Origin of the sequence: Shinella lacus, from assembly GCF_010994755.1 — a bacterium.
In the GTDB taxonomy this organism is placed as follows: domain Bacteria; phylum Pseudomonadota; class Alphaproteobacteria; order Rhizobiales; family Rhizobiaceae; genus Shinella; species Shinella lacus.
Genome location: NZ_WHSB02000004.1, coordinates 140537 through 157771, shown reverse-complemented (window position 1 = coordinate 157771; position 17235 = coordinate 140537). Strand labels below are relative to the sequence as shown.

16 protein-coding genes are annotated in these 17235 nt (G+C 64.5%); 7 read left to right on the top strand and 9 right to left on the bottom strand.

Translation table 11 applies throughout. The annotated features are described in order from the left end of the window. Positions 1-65: 65 nt before the first annotated feature. Positions 66-1010 (bottom strand): DMT family transporter, encoded by a 945-nt coding sequence (locus GB927_RS12155; protein WP_256117197.1) that lies wholly within the window; start codon positions 1008-1010, stop codon positions 66-68. Next, the gene (locus GB927_RS12150; RefSeq protein ID WP_256117195.1) at positions 1007-1966 is read right to left on the bottom strand and encodes an alpha/beta fold hydrolase; all 960 of its coding nucleotides are present in this window, start codon (positions 1964-1966) and stop codon (positions 1007-1009) included. Before GB927_RS12150 ends, GB927_RS12155 begins: the two co-directional genes overlap by 4 nt. 172 nt (positions 1967-2138) lie before the next feature. Here GB927_RS12150 and GB927_RS12145 point away from each other — a divergent pair, with 172 nt between their 5' ends. The 4 genes from GB927_RS12145 (at position 2139) to metF (ending at position 6727) form a co-directional block, all read left to right on the top strand. After that, positions 2139-2891: a ribonuclease T2 family protein gene (locus GB927_RS12145; protein ID WP_256117194.1), complete on the top strand. Its 753-nt coding sequence runs from the start codon at positions 2139-2141 to the stop codon at positions 2889-2891. A gap of 122 nt (positions 2892-3013) precedes the next feature. Continuing rightward, complete coding sequence (gene ettA, locus GB927_RS12140) at positions 3014-4663, top strand: energy-dependent translational throttle protein EttA (RefSeq protein WP_256117193.1); 1650 nt, start codon at positions 3014-3016, stop codon at positions 4661-4663. Between the two features lie 149 nt (positions 4664-4812). Next, entirely contained in the window at positions 4813-5820 is a 1008-nt protein-coding gene (locus GB927_RS12135) for an ArsR/SmtB family transcription factor (RefSeq protein ID WP_256117192.1), read from the top strand. 1 nt (position 5821) lies between these two features. Next, positions 5822-6727 (top strand): methylenetetrahydrofolate reductase [NAD(P)H], encoded by a 906-nt coding sequence (gene metF, locus GB927_RS12130; protein WP_256117190.1) that lies wholly within the window; start codon positions 5822-5824, stop codon positions 6725-6727. 488 nt (positions 6728-7215) lie between these two features. On the opposite strand, the gene GB927_RS12125 is transcribed toward metF, so the two are convergent. The 4 genes from GB927_RS12125 to GB927_RS12110 form a co-directional block, all read right to left on the bottom strand. After that, complete coding sequence (locus tag GB927_RS12125) at positions 7216-8151, bottom strand: DMT family transporter (protein ID WP_256117187.1); 936 nt, start codon at positions 8149-8151, stop codon at positions 7216-7218. Between the two features lie 112 nt (positions 8152-8263). Then, on the bottom strand, positions 8264-9484 hold the full coding sequence (locus GB927_RS12120) for a lytic murein transglycosylase (RefSeq protein ID WP_256117184.1): 1221 nt from the start codon (positions 9482-9484) through the stop codon (positions 8264-8266). A 132-nt stretch (positions 9485-9616) separates the two neighbouring features. Next, on the bottom strand, positions 9617-10396 hold the full coding sequence (locus tag GB927_RS12115) for a glycoside hydrolase family 25 protein (RefSeq protein WP_256117183.1): 780 nt from the start codon (positions 10394-10396) through the stop codon (positions 9617-9619). Between the two features lie 163 nt (positions 10397-10559). Continuing rightward, positions 10560-11225 (bottom strand): outer membrane protein, encoded by a 666-nt coding sequence (locus GB927_RS12110; protein WP_256117182.1) that lies wholly within the window; start codon positions 11223-11225, stop codon positions 10560-10562. 235 nt (positions 11226-11460) lie between these two features. On the opposite strand from GB927_RS12110, the gene GB927_RS12105 reads away from it, so the two are divergent. Together GB927_RS12105 and GB927_RS12100 are read left to right on the top strand one after the other, a co-directional pair. Beyond that, on the top strand, positions 11461-13020 hold the full coding sequence (locus GB927_RS12105; RefSeq protein ID WP_256117181.1) for a putative bifunctional diguanylate cyclase/phosphodiesterase: 1560 nt from the start codon (positions 11461-11463) through the stop codon (positions 13018-13020). 75 nt (positions 13021-13095) lie between these two features. Then, entirely contained in the window at positions 13096-14493 is a 1398-nt protein-coding gene (locus GB927_RS12100) for a serine hydrolase domain-containing protein (protein WP_256117180.1), read from the top strand. On the opposite strand, the gene GB927_RS12095 is transcribed toward GB927_RS12100, so the two are convergent. Next, complete coding sequence (locus GB927_RS12095; RefSeq protein ID WP_256117178.1) at positions 14478-14879, bottom strand: ketosteroid isomerase-related protein; 402 nt, start codon at positions 14877-14879, stop codon at positions 14478-14480. The two genes, GB927_RS12100 and GB927_RS12095, sit on opposite strands and share 16 nt — an antisense overlap. 81 nt (positions 14880-14960) lie before the next feature. On the opposite strand from GB927_RS12095, the gene GB927_RS12090 reads away from it, so the two are divergent. Continuing rightward, positions 14961-15548, top strand: a complete 588-nt coding sequence (locus tag GB927_RS12090) for a GNAT family N-acetyltransferase (protein ID WP_256117177.1) — start codon at positions 14961-14963, stop codon at positions 15546-15548. A gap of 4 nt (positions 15549-15552) precedes the next feature. Here the strand turns inward: GB927_RS12090 and GB927_RS12085 are convergent, their stop codons facing one another. Together GB927_RS12085 and GB927_RS12080 are read right to left on the bottom strand one after the other, a co-directional pair. Then, positions 15553-16467 (bottom strand): transglycosylase SLT domain-containing protein, encoded by a 915-nt coding sequence (locus tag GB927_RS12085; protein WP_256117176.1) that lies wholly within the window; start codon positions 16465-16467, stop codon positions 15553-15555. 132 nt (positions 16468-16599) lie between these two features. Beyond that, complete coding sequence (locus tag GB927_RS12080) at positions 16600-17229, bottom strand: LysE family translocator (protein ID WP_256117175.1); 630 nt, start codon at positions 17227-17229, stop codon at positions 16600-16602. Positions 17230-17235: the final 6 nt, after the last annotated feature.

Genomic DNA, 17235 nt, shown 5'->3' with positions numbered 1-17235 from the left:
AGCCGCGGGCCGGCGGGACATCATGACGGCTGAGACTGACATGATGTTTTTCGCGCGCGGCCGCGTCAGATGGGTGTTGAAACCGGCGGGATCGTCGCCGTCTTGTTGAGCTTGCGTTCGCGCCAGATGACATAGAGGCCCGAGGCGATGATGATGGCGATGCCGAGCCATTTCACCGCATCCGGCAGGTCGCCGAACACCCACCAGCCGAGAATGCTGGCCGAGACGATCTCCAGATATTGCAGCGGCGCCAGCGTGGAGGCGGGGGCCGCGCGATAGGCATAGACGCCGAGCACGCCGGCAATGGTGGCCGCGACGGCGGCCGCGGCAATATAGAGCGTGTTCGCCATGTCCGGCATCACGGGCGTCAGGAAGGCGATGCCGGTGGCGCTGCCGAAGACGAGGAGCAGGCCGGAGAACAGCCCGCCCCAGAGCCCCGCATAGAACTGCATCGACCAGGGATCTTCCTTCTGCGAGACGAGCCGCGTCAGCAGGAAGAACAGCGCCAGCGAAAAGGCCGAGACGACCGGCAGCAGCGCGATCGGGCCGACCTCCTGCAGGCTCGGCTGGATGACCAGCAGCGAGCCGAAGAAGCCGACGCCGCAGGCCGTATAGCGTCGCCAGCCGATGGTCTCCTTCAGCACGATCGAGCCGAGGATGGTCAGGATGATCGGCTCGACGAAGAAGATCGCAATCGCATCCGCCACTTCCATGACAGCGAGCGGCGTGACGAAGGTGATCATGGTGATGGCCATCAGGAGGCCTCGTGCGGCATGCAGCCCGGTCTTCCTCCAGGTCACGTCGAACAGCGTGCCGCGCATCAGACAGATCGGTCCCAGCACCGTCATCTGGAAGAGCAGGCGCACGAAGGTGATCTCGGTCGCCGGCACGGAGGTGACGGCGAGTTTTGCGAAAATATCGATGATCGGCGAGATGAGCACCGAGAGCACCATGAGGACGAGCCCAAGGCTGACCTCGTTGCGCAGCGGCGTGATGGCTGTTGTGGTCATGCGTGTTCCGGTGCGCGGCGCCGCTCGGCGACCACCCGCTGGCACCAGCAGGCGAAGGCGTCGATGGCGGGCTCGCGCAGAGCCCGGCTCTCCTTCAGTGTTTCGTGACGCAGGCCGCGATAGACGATCGTCGTGACGTCCTCAAGCCGCGATTTCTTCAGTCGTTCGGCAAAGGCGAGCGTCGCCCGGCCGCAATCGGTTGCCGGGTCCTCGTCGCCGCCCGCCAGGTGGATCGGCAAGCTTTTTGGCAGGCGCGCGAGGCCGTCCGCGGAGGCGCCGGCAAAGGTGACGGCAAAGATGTCGATCCACATCGAGACATTGACGTCGAAGCCGCAGAGCGGATCGGCGACATAGGCGTCCACCTCAGCCGCATCGTGGGACAGCCAGTCGAATTCCGTCCGCCGTCCGGCGATCGATCTGCCCCAGGCGCCGAAGGTGAGGCGCGGTAGGATGCCGCTCGGCACGTCCGATCCCTTCAGCATGCGCTCCGCCGCCAGCACGATCTGCGCCACGCGGCCCGCAAGGCCGGGTTCGAAGTTGGAATTCCAGACGGCGAGCGCGTCGATATCCGCGGCATGGTTTTGCGCGAAGGCGAGCGCCAGCAGGCCGCCCATCGAATGGCCGAACAGCACGATCGGCAGGCCCGGATGGCGCGCGGCCGCGTAATCGCGCACCGCCCGCATGTCCTCGATCACGCGGGCAATGCCGTTCCGTGGCGCGAACTGCCCGCGCGGCGCATCGGGTGCCGTGGTGAAGCCATGGCCGCGATGATCATGGGCGTAGACATGAAAGCCTTCGGAGGCCATGCACGCGGCAAAATCCGCGTAACGCACGCTGTGTTCGGCAAGGCCGTGGCTCAAAAGCAGGATGCCGCTCGCCTCGCCGCGGGCGGGCTCGTGGCGCAGCGCCAGCGTCGCCCCACTGGGGCTTTTCAGCGTCCCGGCTTCAGAAAACACCGCCATTCCTCCCGTTTGCGCAAGGTCAACGCGATTTGCCATGCAAAGACAATGGGATGCGGCGTGTATTTTTGGAAATCCTCGCGCATTTCGGGATTTTTCCGATTCAGGGTTGCAATTTCTGGATTTTTGGTTGCATATGATCTTGTTTTGTTCTCATCAGGGGCCGGTCATGAAGACGCAAGCTGCACTGACTTTCAAAGCCGCATTGTCCTTTCTCGTCCTATGTCTATCGTTCTTCGCAGGCCCCGGTCTCGCGATCGCCCAATCGGTGCCGGCCGGGGAGCCGGTGCGCGAGGTTCTTTCGATCAGCTGGCAGCCCGGCTATTGCGCGGCGCGGCCGAAAAGCCGCGGCTGCGCGGATTTCTCCGCCACGTCGCCTGCCGCCCGGCAATTCTCGCTGGTGAGCCTCTTCCAGGTGCGCAAGAGCTATTGCGGCATCGAGGCCGATCTGAAACAGCGGGCGCGCAAGGGCAAATGGACGGAGTTGCCGGACATCATGCTCGCCTCCGGCACCAAGCAGCGCCTGCTCGCCGCCATGCCCGCCGCGCGCCTCGGCCTCGACCGCCAGCAATGGCTGAGAAGCGGCAGTTGCGTCGCGGCCTCCGCAGAAGCCTATTACAGCCGGTCGCTGGACCTGCTCGACCAGCTCAATGCCTCGCCGGTGCGCACGCTCTTCACGGAAAAGGCGGGCGGGCCCATCAAACTCGCCGACGTCCGGGCGGCCTTCGACAAGGCTTTTGGCGCCGGTGCCGGCGAGCGGGTGCGTCTGAGCTGCCGCAAGACGGGCGACAAGACCGTGGTGATCGGCCTCACCATCGGCATTGCCGGGGACGACGGCAAGCTGGCAGCGCTGATCGGCGGCGCGTCGCCGACGAAGTCGCGCTGCATAGAGGGTATCACAGGAGTTGCGCAGGCGGGCTGATCGCCGGGAGCGAACGGGCGGTCCATGCGTGCGGAGGCCGATAACGCGGCTTTCTTACATTGCCGCGGGCAGAGAATTCGCCTACATAGCGGGCAAATTCGTCCGACCCGGAGCACGTTTGCATGGCACGTCAATTCATCTACCACATGTCGGGGCTCAACAAGTCCTACGGCGCCAAGAAGATCCTCGAAAACGTCAACCTGTCCTTCTACCCGGATGCCAAGATCGGTATCCTCGGCCCGAACGGCGCCGGTAAATCGACGGTGCTGCGCATCATCGCCGGCCAGGACAAGGAATATACCGGTGAAGCCTGGCTCGCCGATGGCGCGACCGTCGGCTACCTGGAGCAGGAACCGCATCTCGACCCGACCAAGACCGCCTTCGAGAACGTCATGGTCGGCGTTGCCGACAAGACCGCCATCATCGACCGCTACAACGAGCTGATGATGAACTATTCCGACGAGACGGCGGACGAGGGCGCCAAGCTTCAGGATATCATCGACAGCCAGAACCTCTGGGACCTGGAACAGCAGGTCGAGATGGCGATGGAAGCGCTGCGCTGCCCGCCGAAGGATTCCGACGTCACGCTGCTGTCGGGTGGCGAACGCCGCCGTATCGCGCTCTGCCGCCTGCTGCTGTCGCAGCCGGACCTGCTGCTGCTCGACGAACCGACCAACCATCTCGACGCCGAAACCATCGCCTGGCTGGAAAAGCATCTGCGCGACTATCCGGGCGCCGTGATGATGATCACCCACGATCGCTACTTCCTCGACAACGTGACGGGCTGGATCCTCGAACTCGACCGCGGCCGCGGCATTCCCTATGAAGGCAACTACTCTGCCTATCTCCAGGCCAAGGCCAAGCGCATGAAGCAGGAAAGCCGCGAAGAAGCCGGCCGCCAGAAGGCGCTGTCGCGCGAACAGGAGTGGATCGCCTCCAGCCCGAAGGCGCGTCAGGCGAAGTCCAAGGCCCGTATCAAGGCCTACGAACAACTGGTCGATGCGGCGGAAAACATCCGGCCCGGCGACGCCCAGATCATCATCCCGGTCTCCGAGCGCCTCGGCAACGTGGTCATCGAGCTGGAAGGCATCACCAAGGGTTTTGACGGTCGCACGCTGATCAACGACCTGTCGATCAAGCTGCCGCCGGGCGGCATCGTCGGCATTATCGGCCCGAACGGCGCCGGCAAATCGACGCTGTTCAAGATGATCACCGGCCAGGAAACGCCCGATAGCGGCTCGATCCGTATCGGCGATACCGTGCACCTCGGCTATGTCGACCAGAGCCGCGACGCGCTCGACGGCAACAAGACGGTCTGGGAGGAAATCTCCGGCGGCGCCGAAGTCGTCAAGCTCGGCAAGTTCGAGATGAATTCGCGCGCCTATTGCGGTGCCTTCAACTTCAAGGGCGGCGACCAGCAGCAGAAGGTCGGCAATCTTTCGGGCGGCCAGCGCAACCGCGTGCACCTTGCCAAGATGCTGAAGGCCGGCGGCAACGTGCTGCTGCTCGACGAACCGACCAATGACCTCGACACGGAAACGCTCGGTGCGCTTGAAAGCGCGCTTGAGAGCTTTGCCGGTTGCGCGATCATCATCAGCCACGATCGCATGTTCCTCGACCGCCTCGCGACCCACATCCTGGCCTTCGAAGGCGACGGTCATGTCGAATGGTTCGAGGGCAACTTCGAGGACTACGAAGAGGACAAGGTCCGCCGTCTCGGCCCCGATGCCCTCAACCCCGGCAGCCAGGCCTACAAGCGCTTGACGCGCTGAGCCGAAGCGCCATCACAGGCTTTGAGAAACCCCGGCTTGCCGGGGTTTTTCTTTGGGTCCGTTGGTGGGAAGATCAGCGACACGGATTTGCCCTTGCGCGACGCGGGTTAATCACATAAACATATCTTTATGTCTTGATTGGATTGGTCATGGGCGACATGCAGAAACTCGGACTGGACGACATCGTGGAGATCCTGAAGGCGGCGGGCGAACCGACGCGCCTTCGCCTCATCGCGCTGCTCGCGCATGGCGATCTCACCGTGACGGATCTCACCGACATCCTCGGCCAGTCCCAGCCGCGCATCTCGCGCCACCTGAAGCTCCTTGCGGAAGCGGCCCTCATCGATCGCTACCAGGAGGGCGCCTGGGCGTTCTTCCGGCTGAGCCAGGGTGGTCCGGCCGTGGCGCTCGCCCGTCAGCTCCTTGAAGCCAGCGATCGGGCGGATGCGGTTTTCGCCCGCGACGACGAGCGGCTTCGGGCGCTCAAGAAGATCCGCTCCGACAAGGCGCAGGCCTATTTCAGCCGCAACGCGGCGGAGTGGGATGCCGTGCGCCGTCTGCATGTCAGCGAGGCGGAAGTCGAGGCGAAGCTCGCCGAGTTGATCGGCACCGAGCCCGTCGATGCCTTTCTCGACCTCGGCACCGGCACGGGGCGCATCCTCCAGCTCTTCGAAGGGCTTTACCGGCGCGGCGTCGGCGTCGATGCCAGCCGTGACATGCTCGCGGTCGCGCGCGCCAATCTCGACCGCGCCGGCATCACCAAGGCCTCGATCCGCCACGGCGACATTTTCAACCTGCCCCTGGAGCGCGACGAGTTCGACGTCGTGACGATCCATCAGGTCCTGCACTTCCTCGAAGAGCCGGAAGCGGCGATCGGGGAGGCGGCGCGCATGCTGGCCCCCGGCGGGCGCCTCGCCATCATCGACCTCGCGCCGCACGCGCTGGAGCACCTGCGCGACGAACACGCCCATATCCGCCTCGGCTTTTCGCACCAGACGATGTCCGAATGGCTGGAGAAGGCAGGACTCGCCGTCGAGCAGGTCGTCGACCTCAACCCCGCGCATTCGACCAATGATGCGCTGACCGTTACCATCTGGCTTGCCCGCGACCAGCGCGTGCGGGCGGCCGACCCCATCGCGATCCGCAGGAGGAGTTGACATGAAACCGGCGACCCTAAGCCCAGCCCGCAAGGACATCCGCCTGTCTTTCGAGTTCTTCCCGCCGAAATCGGCGGAGGCCGAAGGCCAGCTCTGGGAAACGGCCGCCGAGCTTTCGGCCTATGATCCGGGTTTCATGTCGGTGACCTACGGCGCCGGCGGCTCCACCAAGGTGCCGACGCTGTCGACCGTGCGCCAGCTCCTGAAGATGGGCCTGCCTGCCGCCTCGCACCTCACCTGCGTCGGCGCGACGAAGGAAGAGGTGCATGCCGTGGTGGCCGATTTCCAGGCGGTCGGGGTGCGGCACTTCGTGGCCCTGCGTGGCGATCCGCCGGGCGGCGTGGGCACGGCTTACCATCCGCATCCGGGCGGCTATGCCAATGCTGCGGAACTCGCCGCCGGCCTGCGCGGTCTCGCCGATTTCGAGATCTCGGTGTCCGCCTATCCGGAAAAACACCCGCAGAGCCCGGATGTCGCGGCCGATATCGACATGCTGAAGCGCAAGGTGGATGGCGGTGCGACGCGCGCCCTCACCCAGTTCTTCTTCGAGAACGACGATTTCGAGCGTTACCTGGAGCGTGTGCGCAAGGCGGGAATCACGATCCCCGTCGTGCCGGGCATCCTGCCGGTGCACAACCTTTCCCAGGTCCAGAAATTTGCCGGCATGTGCGGCGCCTCGGTGCCGGGCTGGCTTGCCGATCGGCTGGCGCCGGTCGACGACCGGCCTCAGGAGCGCGCGGCAGTGGCAATCGACCTTGCGGCCAGGCAGATCGAGGATCTCATCGCCCGCGGCATCGGCGAGTTCCATTTCTATACGATGAACCGCGCCACGCTGGTCTCGGCCGTCTGCGACCGTGTCGGCTTCGCCAAGATCGACCGCCGGCCCGCCGCCGGCGCCGCGGCCTGAGCCTTCAAAACGCTGCCTGAAATGAAAATGCATGGCGCCGTCTCCGGGGCCATGCATCTTTCATGAATTCGTTTCGGCAGGGTCTTTTGTTATTTTTCGTCCCTGACCTCCCGGACTGCGCTTGGTTCGCTTCAGATGAAGATCATCGTTGCGATGAAGAGGAACGCTGCACTGATCATCAGAACATTCAAGGAATGTGTGAGTCCCATGGCTTACCTCCTTGCGTTTGCGGCCTGATATTACGACCGAAAAAAGCGTGTTGGAAAGGTGTTTTGTTGCTGCGCTGCAACATACGGCCAATGGCGGCCGGTTATTCACAGCGCTAACCTGCTGAATTTCCTCCCTTAATGTGGATGCCACAAAAAATTCACAATCCCTACCAGATGACGAATGCCGACATTGTGCATTTACCATTGTGGCGCAAGTCGGGCCGACGATCCGGCGGATTGCCATGAAACGGCCGGCAGCGCGCTTTGTTCCCGGCTTTTTCAGGCGCGCCGGAAACGGGCGAAAACGCGCCCGTCGAGCACCACCAGGCCGAACAGCACGAGGGCCATGCCGAGCATGCCGAGCGCCGTCAGTTCTTCACCGAGGAAGAGCATGCCGGCGAGGATGGCGCTCGGCGGCACGAGCAGGGTGACGAGGGACGTATTGGTCGCGCCGGCCGCCGCCATGATTCGGAAGAACAGGATGTAGCCGTAGGCGGTCGAGATGAGCGCCAGCGCCAGCACGGCGAGGATGGCGGTCAGCGGCGGCAGGGAAAGCTGCCAGGGCGTGTCGAGCGCGAAGGAGACCGGCAGCATCAGCAGCGTCGAGGCGGTGAGCTGGCCGGCGGCCGTGACCGGCGGGGCGACGCCGCGGAAGCGTTTGCCATAGGTCGCGGCTAGGCCGTAGGAGACGGCGGCGAACACGGGCAGCAGCACGGCCCAGAGCGGTGGGCCGCTGTCGCCCGTAAAGGGGGCAAGCGCGCGCGGGCCGATCAGCACCGCGGTGCCGACGAGGCCGATGAGGCAGCCGGCGATCTTCTGCGAGGAGAGCTTTTCGTCTTCCGTCATCTTGTTGGCAATGAGAACCGTGAAGATCGGCGTCGTGGCGTTCAAGATGGCGGCAAGCCCGGCGCCGATCTGCGTCTGGCCGAGGAAGATCAGCATGTGCGGCACGGCGTTGTTGATGAGGCCGAGCAACAGGAATTCACGCCAGCGGGCGCGCAGCGTCGGGTAGATGCCGAAACGGCCGGCAATATAGATATGGAGGGCGAGGGCGGCGATGCCGACGCGCAGCAGCACCAGCGTCGCCGGCGGTATGTAGGCGACGGCCACGCGGGCGAAGAAGAAGGAGCCGCCCCAGATCATGCCGAGGAGGGCCAGCAGGCCCCAGGTCTGGATGCTCATGCCCGTTGCTGCCGGGGCGGCGCGCTGTTCCATCATCCCCTCCCAGGGCATGTCGTCAAAATAGAAACAGCCCGGCATGACCGGGCTGCGTTCTTGGTCTCGTCCTGTCCTATAATACCGGGCGGCGCGCGGCCACCCGATTTCGTCAGAGGGCGGAGAGCAGGGCCTGCGTCGCCCAGCCGTCGGCCGGCAGGCCGAGGCGGAGCTGTTCCTTCTGGATCGCGGCGCGCGTGCCGGAGCCAAGGATGCCGTCGACCTTGCCGACGTCGTGGCCGAGGCCTTGCAGCTTGGTCTGGAGCTGCTTCATGCCGTCTTCGGAAAGGCCCTCTTCCGGCGTGCCGCGCTCATAGGGCGGAGCGCCGGCGAGACGCGTCGCGAAGTAGGCGGCCGACGTCGTGTAGATGAAGGACTGGTTCCATTCGAGATAGATGTTGAAGTTCGGATAGGTGATGAAGGCTGGGCCCTTGCGGCCCTGCGGGATCACCAGCGAGGCTTCGAGATTGCCGAAGGAGGTGTCGCCGTCGCGCGGCGTCACGCCGAGCGCGAACCAGTCGGCGGCCTTCATGCCCGGCTGCAGGCCGGTCTTTTCGAAGGGCAGCACGTCCGGCACGGAGACTTCCTGGATCCAGGGCTGGCCCTTCACGAAGCCGAGATGCTGGATGAATTTCGCGGCCGTCAGGATGGCGTCCGGCGAGCTCTTCTTGACGTCGATATGGCCGTCGCCGTCGCCGTCCACGCCGAATTCGATGATGTCCTTCGGCAGCATCTGCACCTGGCCGATTTCGCCGGCCCAGGCGCCCGTCGTGCCGTTCGGGTCGAGGTCGCCATGGCCGACCATCTCGACGGCTGCGAGAAGCTGCGGACGGAAGAGTTCCGGGCGGCGGCAGTCATGCGACAGTGTCACCAGGGCGTTGCGGGTGTTGAAATCGCCCTGCACGGCGCCGAAGTCGGTTTCCATCGCCCAGAAGGCGGCGATGACCGCGCCGGGCACGCCGAATTCCTGCTCGGAGCGGGCGAAGACGGAGGAGAGGTCCGTCAGCTTCTTGCGGCCGATGTCGAGGCGCGACTGGCTGACCGTGCGCTTGGAAAATTCGAGGAAGGTCTGGCGGAAGACGCCCTGGGCGCGGTCACGCGACAGCACTTTCGGGTCGATCGCGGCACCGGCAAGCGCGCGGTCGGCGATCTCGGCGGAAACGCCGCGCGTCAGCGCCTCGGCCTTCACGCCCTGAAGGAAGGCGCTGATATCGCCACCACAGACCGCGGCGGGCTCTGCTGCCGTGCCTGCGGCCGTCTGGGCATGGGCGCCGCCGGCGAGGAGAAGCGCCGTGAGGCTTGCCGCGAGTATCGTCTTCAGGTTTTGCCGCATCGTGAATGCTCCTTGGGTCCGTTGCCCTGCTATCTCAGATTGGCCCGGCTGTCTCAGATGAATGTGACGGAAGCAAGAAGAAAAAGGCAACCTCGGCGTGCTGCCGCTTTTTGTCACGCAATTGTGCTGGAATCAGCGGGAAACCGTCGCCACCCAGGTGTTCCAGTTCTTGGCGGAACCCGCGAAGACGTTGATATCCGTGTCGCCGGAAATGCCCGGAACCACGCCCGTCGAGGTGTACTGCCAGAACGCCCACTTGCGTGACGAATAGATGTTTTCCGGATGCTCGGCCACCGCGCGCAGCCAGAAGGGATAGTTCTCGAAATGGCCGACGAGATTTTCGCGGTGGAAGTCGACGGTCGTGTAGATGATCGGCCGCTTGCCGTAATGTGCTTCGAGGCGGTCCATGAAGCGCTTGAGCGCGACGCGCACCTCGTCGGCCGGCGGGCGGGTCTTGCAGGTCGGCGAGGCGGGGTTCCATTCGGCATCCAGCACCGGAGGAAGCTGCACGGCCTGCTTGGGCACATTGGCGATGAACCAGTCGGCCTGCGCATCCGCCGTCGAGCAGAAATAATAGAAGTGATAGGGCGCGTGCGCGACACCGGCGGCGCGGGCACCGCTCCAATATTCGTTGAACCGGCTGTCCAGACGGTCCGTGCCCTCGGTCGCCTTCAGGAAGGCGAAGGAGACGCCGCCCTTCTTCACGGCGTGCCAGTCGATATCGCCGTTCCACTTCGAAACGTCGATGCCGTGCACCTGATGACGATGCGGCGTGCGCGCGCCGAAATCCTGTGGATCCTTGTCCTCGAAGCGCGGCGGCACGGAAGCGGTCGCCACGAGATCGTAGTCGGTGGTGGAACAGGACGTGGCGAGGAAGGCGAGGGGCAGGAGAGCCAGAATGAGCCGACGCATGGAGGTCCCGTGTTTCGCGCGTTTACCAATCCTGCCTCGAATGGGGCGGGCCGTAAAGGGGAGCGCGCGAGCAGGTCCCATGACCTATCGCTTATTTTCGTAAAATTACGGTTAGCGGGACGTTAAACCGGGGCGGCGGCTGATACCGCCGCCCGGATCAATGTCAGAACTTCATGCTGACGCCGAGCATGATGGAGTGCGAATCGAGGTCGCCCCGGCGGCCTGCCGCATCGAAGATGTCGGAATTGCCGTAGTCGGTGTAGCGATACTCGACGCGGCCCGCCACCGTGTCGGTGAAGGCCTGCTCGACGCCGGCGCCGACCGTCCAGCCATGCGCCGTGTCCTTTTCCGTCACGCCGGCATCGCGGTCCCGGAGTTCGGCGCGGGTGAAGGCCCAGCCGCCGGTGCCGTAGATCAGCGTGCGGTCGAAGGCGTAGCCGAGACGCGCGCGGACCGACCCGCCCCAGTTCGTCTCTGCCTCGTAGCGCGTGCCGCCGGACGAGAAGCGCTCGTTGTTGAAGTCGTGTTTGACGTCGGCTTCGACACCGTAGACCCAACCATTGTTGAAGAAGTTATAGCCGGCGAAGGCGCCAAGCGCGAAGCCGCCGAGATCCTGGTCGATGGCAGGCGCCGGGCCACCCGAATCGGCGTTCGTCCAGCCGTAACCGCCGTTCACACCGACATAGAAGCCGCCCCAATCGTAGATGCCGGCCGTCTCGACGATTGGTGTTTCGATCGGCGGTTCGGCAACGGCCATGTCGGCCGCGAAGACCGGAAGCGCACCGGCGGAAACGAGGATGCCGGCGGCACCGAAGATCATGGATTTCATCTGATGGTCCTTCCCACTCGATAGTCGCGCAAAGCCCCACGCACGAATGACAACAAGGCCCGAACGCCTGAAGCCGGCCATGGTTCCCTGGAGACGGAATCCCGTTGAATCTTGGGGGCGAATGCCAACGCTCCCTTAACACTCTGTCATTCTTTGTCCTCTAGAAACATTCGTGCGGCCGATGCCCGGTCGAATGCGCCCTGTTGTCATGATAACAACGGTTTAGGGTTACATGATGTTGAAAAACTTCTCCCCGAAGATCGAGCAGCGCTATGCGTTGGTGGGATCGGTTTTCGGAGCCTTCCTACCGACAATATGTGTAGCCGCCGACCAGTTTCTGCGCGACCATACGCAGGCCAGCCTTTTCGGTTTTTCCGCGCCGACCGCCACCGCACTTGCCCTCATGCCGGTCTTTTTTGGCGTCGGCTTCTACGAGATCGGCCGGTCGAAGGCGCGGCTTGTCGCCGAACTTCACCAGCGCCGGCAGACGGAGCAGCGGCTGACGCACGAGGCCTATCACGACCGGCTGACCGGGCTTGCGAACCGCTTCTGCCTGGAGCGCGATATCCAGGCGGTCGTGGAGGGCAGCGACGAGGACGACCGTCCGGCGCTGCTGCTGCTCGATCTCGACCGTTTCAAGTTCGTCAATGACAGCCTCGGCCATGATGTGGGCGATGCGCTGCTCGCGGCTATTGCCGTGCGCCTCCAGCGCGCGCTTTCGGCAACGGCGCGCGTCTACCGGCTCGGCGGCGACGAATTCGTCGTGACGATCGCCGGACGGCCCTCCGAGGGCAAGATCGAGAATGTCTGCCGCACGATCTGCGATCTGTTCCAGGACCCGTTCGAGCTGAAGCGCCACCGGGTTTCCAGCGGCTGCAGCATCGGCGTGACCTATATGGAGGCCGGTGACAACTCGATGTCGGAGCTCCTGAAGCGCGCCGATGTCGCGCTCTATGAGGCGAAGGGCATGCCGGGCAGCGGCTTCCGCTTCTTCGATGCGGCGCTCGCCGCCGCCGTCCAGGCACGCGCGGCCATCGAGCACGATCTCGCCCGCGCAATGGGTGCGGAGGAATTCTTCCTCGAATACCAGCCGATCGTCGGCGTCGAGAGCCGCGTCGTGCGCTCCTTCGAGGCGCTGCTGCGCTGGCGGCATCCCGAAAAGGGGCGGATCATGCCGGACCTGTTCATTCCGGCGGCGGAAAAGACCGGCCTCATCCTGCCGCTCGGCAACTGGGTGGTGCGCGAGGCCTGCCGGGAGGCCGCGAAGTGGCCCGCACCGGCCGGCGTCGCCGTCAATGTCGTCGGCGACCAGTTCAAGGACCGCGCCTTCGTCGACTATGTGAAGACGTGCCTGGCCGAGGCCGGGCTTGCGCCGGGACGCCTCACCATCGAGGTGACGGAATCGGTGTTCTCGGTCGACGAGACGGTGATCCGCGAGAGCCTCTGCGAGCTGCGCGACCATGGCGTGCGCGTCGCGCTCGACGATTTCGGCATCGGCTTTTCCTCTATCAACAACCTGCGCGCCTTCCCGATCGACCAGTTGAAGATCGACCGCTCCTTTGCGCGCGCGATGATGGAGAGCAAGCGGGACGCCGACCTGGTCGATATCATCCTGAAGCTCGGCCAGACATTCCAGGTGACGACCACGGTGGAGGGCATCGAATCGGAAGGCCAGCTTGATTTCATCCGCCAGCGTGGCGCTTCCGAGGCCCAGGGTTTCCTGATTTCCGGGCCGGTGGCCGCTCAGGATGTGATGCGCTTCCTTCTACACACGGAAAATCGTCGTTCGGCCTGACGTTGTCACAAGCGCGAAAAGCCTTTTCATGACAGTGGAATCCTGCTTGTCTCGCGACTGGAAGGAGAGGCCGTTATGAGACGATTCTACAGGCTGGCCGCTTGGGTGCTTTCCCTCCTTGCCCTCGTCGTCCTGGTGGGGGCGAGCTGGCTCATCGTATCGCCGCCCGCGCTGCTCAGTGTCGGCTCCGGTTATGCCGCAAAAATCGTCTGCTCCAGCGTCTTCGTTTCCGGCCGCGACCCGGCGCAAGTGCTTGCCGAGGACGTGCAGGCGCCCGGCCATCCGCTGTTGAAGCTGATGCGGCAGGACGTCGATCTCGCGGGCAAGACCGTGACGACCCATCTGCTCGGCCTCTTCGCACCGGGTTATGCCGCCTGGCACGAAGGATTCGGCTGCTCCAGCGTGCCGGACGGCGATTTCCGCGCCGCGCATCAGGCCGTTTCCGATATCGCGCTGCCGAAACTGCCTGTCGCGGACCCGGCCGTGGCCTGGCCGGATGGCGAGGCTGTGACGCTGGACGCAGACCTGTTGGCGCTGCTTGCCGATACGAGCCTCACCGGGCCGGGCATGCGCGCGACCGTGGTGGTGCATGACGGGCGCATCGTCGCGGAAGCCTATGGTGACGGTTTTGACGCCAAGACACCGCTGCTCGGCTGGTCGATGACCAAGTCGGTCAATGCGGCGCTCGTCGGGCGGCTGATGCAGGCCGGGGCGCTTTCGCCGGAGATGAAGGGCCTGTTTCCGGAATGGCGGGAGGATGCGCGCTCCGAGATCACGCTCGCCCAGCTTCTCGCCATGGAAAGCGGGCTCGCCTTCAACGAGAGCTACGGCGATGTCGCCGATGTCACGCGCATGCTCTTCCTGGAGCCGGACATGACGCGATTCGTACTTTCGCTGCCGCTGGAGGCCAATCCAGGCGAAAAGTTCAACTATTCGAGCGGCACCGCGATGCTGCTGTCACGCCTGTGGATGGGCGCGCTCGGCGGCCGCAGCCAGGCGCTGTCCTTCCCGGCAAAGGCGCTGTTTGCGCCGCTCGGCATGGCAAGCGCGGTGATGGAGCCGGACGAGACCGGCATCTTCGTCGGTTCGTCCTACATGTATGCGACGGCGCGCGACTGGGCGCGGTTCTCGCTGTTTCTCTTGAACGACGGTGTCTGGAAGGGGAGCCGGCTGCTGCCGGCAGGGTTCGTCGGCGCCATGGCGACGCCGACCAGGGCCTCGGGCGGCGCCTATAGCCAGATGCAGACCTGGACCATGGGGCCGGGCCGGGAGAGCGACACGGATTACGGCCTGCCGGATGAGACGTTCTGGATACTCGGCCATGACGGGCAGTCGGCCGCGATCATCCCTTCGCGCAAGCTGGCGGTGATCCGGCTGGGGCTGACGCCGTCGAAACGCGGCTATCGGCCCCAGGTCCTGATCAAGCGCATCCTCGACGTGCTGGATGCGAAAACCGCTCAGGCACCGACCTGAGCGATCCAGTCGTTGAGGTTGTAGGTGTTGGAGATGCGCGCGACCTTGCCGTCGCGGATATCGAAGAAGGCGCCGGCGGGCAGCACATAGGTCTGGCCGTTTGCCTCCGGCAGGCCCTCGTCGGTGGCGAGATACTGGCCGTTGACGACGAATTCCGCCGCACCCCGTTTGCCGTCCTCGCTCGACATGATGACGATGTCGGTCAGCGTCTCGCGGTAGCTGCGGTTCATATGCGCCATGAAGTCGCGAAATGCCTGCTTGCCGACCTGGCGACCGCCCTGGTTGATGTCGTGGACGACGTCGTCGTGCAAGAGATCGAGGAAGGCCTCCATATCCTGCCTGTTGAAAGCATCGTAATAGGCGCGGATCGTCTCTTTTGCTGGCATGTCATCCCTCATATCAATGGCGTCAGGCGGAACCAGATCGCCTTATAGCATTGTTCAAGCCTTTGGGAACATTCACGGATCATGCACATCAAGATCGTCCAGGGAGAAGCCGTGACGCCGCATATCGCGGACCTCGCGCGGCTGCGCACGCACGTTTTCCGTGCTTTTCCGTACCTCTACGAAGGCAGCGAGGACTACGAGGCCTCCTATCTCGCGACCTATGCAAGGTCGCCCGAAAGCCTGTTCGTGCTGGCGCTCGACGGCGAGCGCATCGTCGGCGCCTCGACCGGCGTGCCGATGCCGGATGCGTCGGACGTTTTTCAAGCGCCGTTCATCGCCGCCGGCATCGCGCCGGAAAAGATCTTCTATTTCGGCGAATCGGTGCTGCTTTCAAGCTACCGGGGCAGGGGGCTCGGCGTGCGCTTCTTCGAGGAGCGCGAAGCCTATGCGCGCCGCCTCGGCCGCTTCGACTGGTGCAGCTTCTGCGCCGTCGAACGGCCGCAGGACCATCCCCTGCGCCCGACGGACTATGTGCCGCTCGATGCATTCTGGGGCAAGCGCGGATACGAGCACCGCGCGGATCTGCGCACGATGCTGGCCTGGCAGGATATCGGGGAAGACAACGAGACGGAAAAGCCGATGTCGTTCTGGCTGAAGGCCGCGCGGTAGCGGCTTATCTCAGGCCGGTCTCGTCGAGCAGGCCCTTGCGCTTGGCGTGGTAATAATAACCGGCGGCGTAGAGGCGCACCGCGCCGTCGTTCTTGTCGTCCGCGACCATCCAGGCGCCGCGCAGGTATTTGCCGGCATATTTGATGTTCGTCTCGGCGTCGAACAGGCCTTCGGCCGGGCCGTCGAAGCCCATGCTCTTGGCCGTCGCATATTTGATCTGCATCAGGCCGTAATGGCCGCGATTATAGGCCTTGGGATTGTAGGTGCTCTCGCGCTTGACGACGCGATGCAGCAGCGATTCCGGTATGCCATAGAGCGCCGCATATTTGCTGATGATCGCGTCGATCGGCGTGCCGGACTTCTTGAAAGGCTGATCGCCCTGCGTCACGACGAGACGCGTCTGTGTCGTCAGCACGGCGTTGCTGATGAGCGCCGGCTTGGCCATCGGCACGATCTTGCGGCTGGCGACAAGCTGTTCGAGGCCTTCGGGCTCGCCGCTGTCGAAGCCCGGCTCCATCACCGAGACGCCGATGACCGTGTCCATGGGCTGGACCTTGGTCGCCGTGTTGCCGGCAAGGGCGGCCGTCGCGGCGGCTGCACCCGTCATGGATTTTGATTCCGTAAGGGCCGAGACCGGCACGGCACCGCCTTCGGCATCGGTCGCAACGGCAACCATGATCGGTGTGGGCAGGGCTTGTGCCGTGTTCTCCGTGCCGGGCTTTGCGGCGGGGAGGGCGGCATAGGCGACTTCGGTCGTCGTGCCGTCCGCAGCGGCAATCTCCGTGGTCGACGTGGGCGACACGGTTTTCGCCGAGGTCGCGTCGTCGGCGACGCTGGCGCAGCCGGCAAGCGTAACAAGAAGGCCTGCGCAGGCAAGCGTGGCAAGGCGTGCTGGACGGGAAACGGAAGTATCAGCCATGGTCGTCGCTCTCGGTTTGCCGGGATGCGCGGGCGCTGGAACGCCCGCACGTTTTGCAAATCAATCGGCCGTGGCCGTCCCCGTCCATAGCCGATCAGGCGCGAAGCGGCAACCCGTAGGCTTACCGACGTCTCAGGTGGTCGCCCGCTTGAGGCCGGCGGTGAGCAATCCGGCACCGATCAGCAGCGTGCCGCCGGTGCGGTTGACGGCCTTCTGGACCGAGGGTTTGCGGATGGTCTTGCGGGCGGCGGCGGCGAGCAGGGCGTAGGAAAAGGCGTTCAGCGTGGCGAGCACGAGGAAGGTCACTTCGAAGATCACCATCTGCGGCAGCACCGGCTGGGTAAGGTCGAGGAACTGCGGCAGGAAGGCGACGAAGAAGATGATGCTCTTGGGGTTCAGCGCCGTCACCACATAGGCGTGGGCGAAGATGCGGAACGGCTTTTCCTCCGCGGGCGCCTCGCCTTCGGCACCGCTGGAGACGGGTGCCCGCCACAGCTTGATGCCGAGCCAGATGAGATAGGCGGCGCCCACCCATTTCAACACGGTGAAGACGGCGGCGGAGGTCGCGAGCAGCGCGCCGAGGCCGAGCATGGAGGCGGTCATGGCGGTGAAATCGCCGAGGGCCACGCCCGCAACGGTGGCGCCTGCGGTGCGGCGGCCATGGCCGAGCGCATAGGAGATCACGAGGAGGATCGTCGGGCCTGGAATGGCCAGCATGACGGCGGAGGCTGCGGCGAAGGCCAGCCAATGTTCGAAGGACATAAAAAA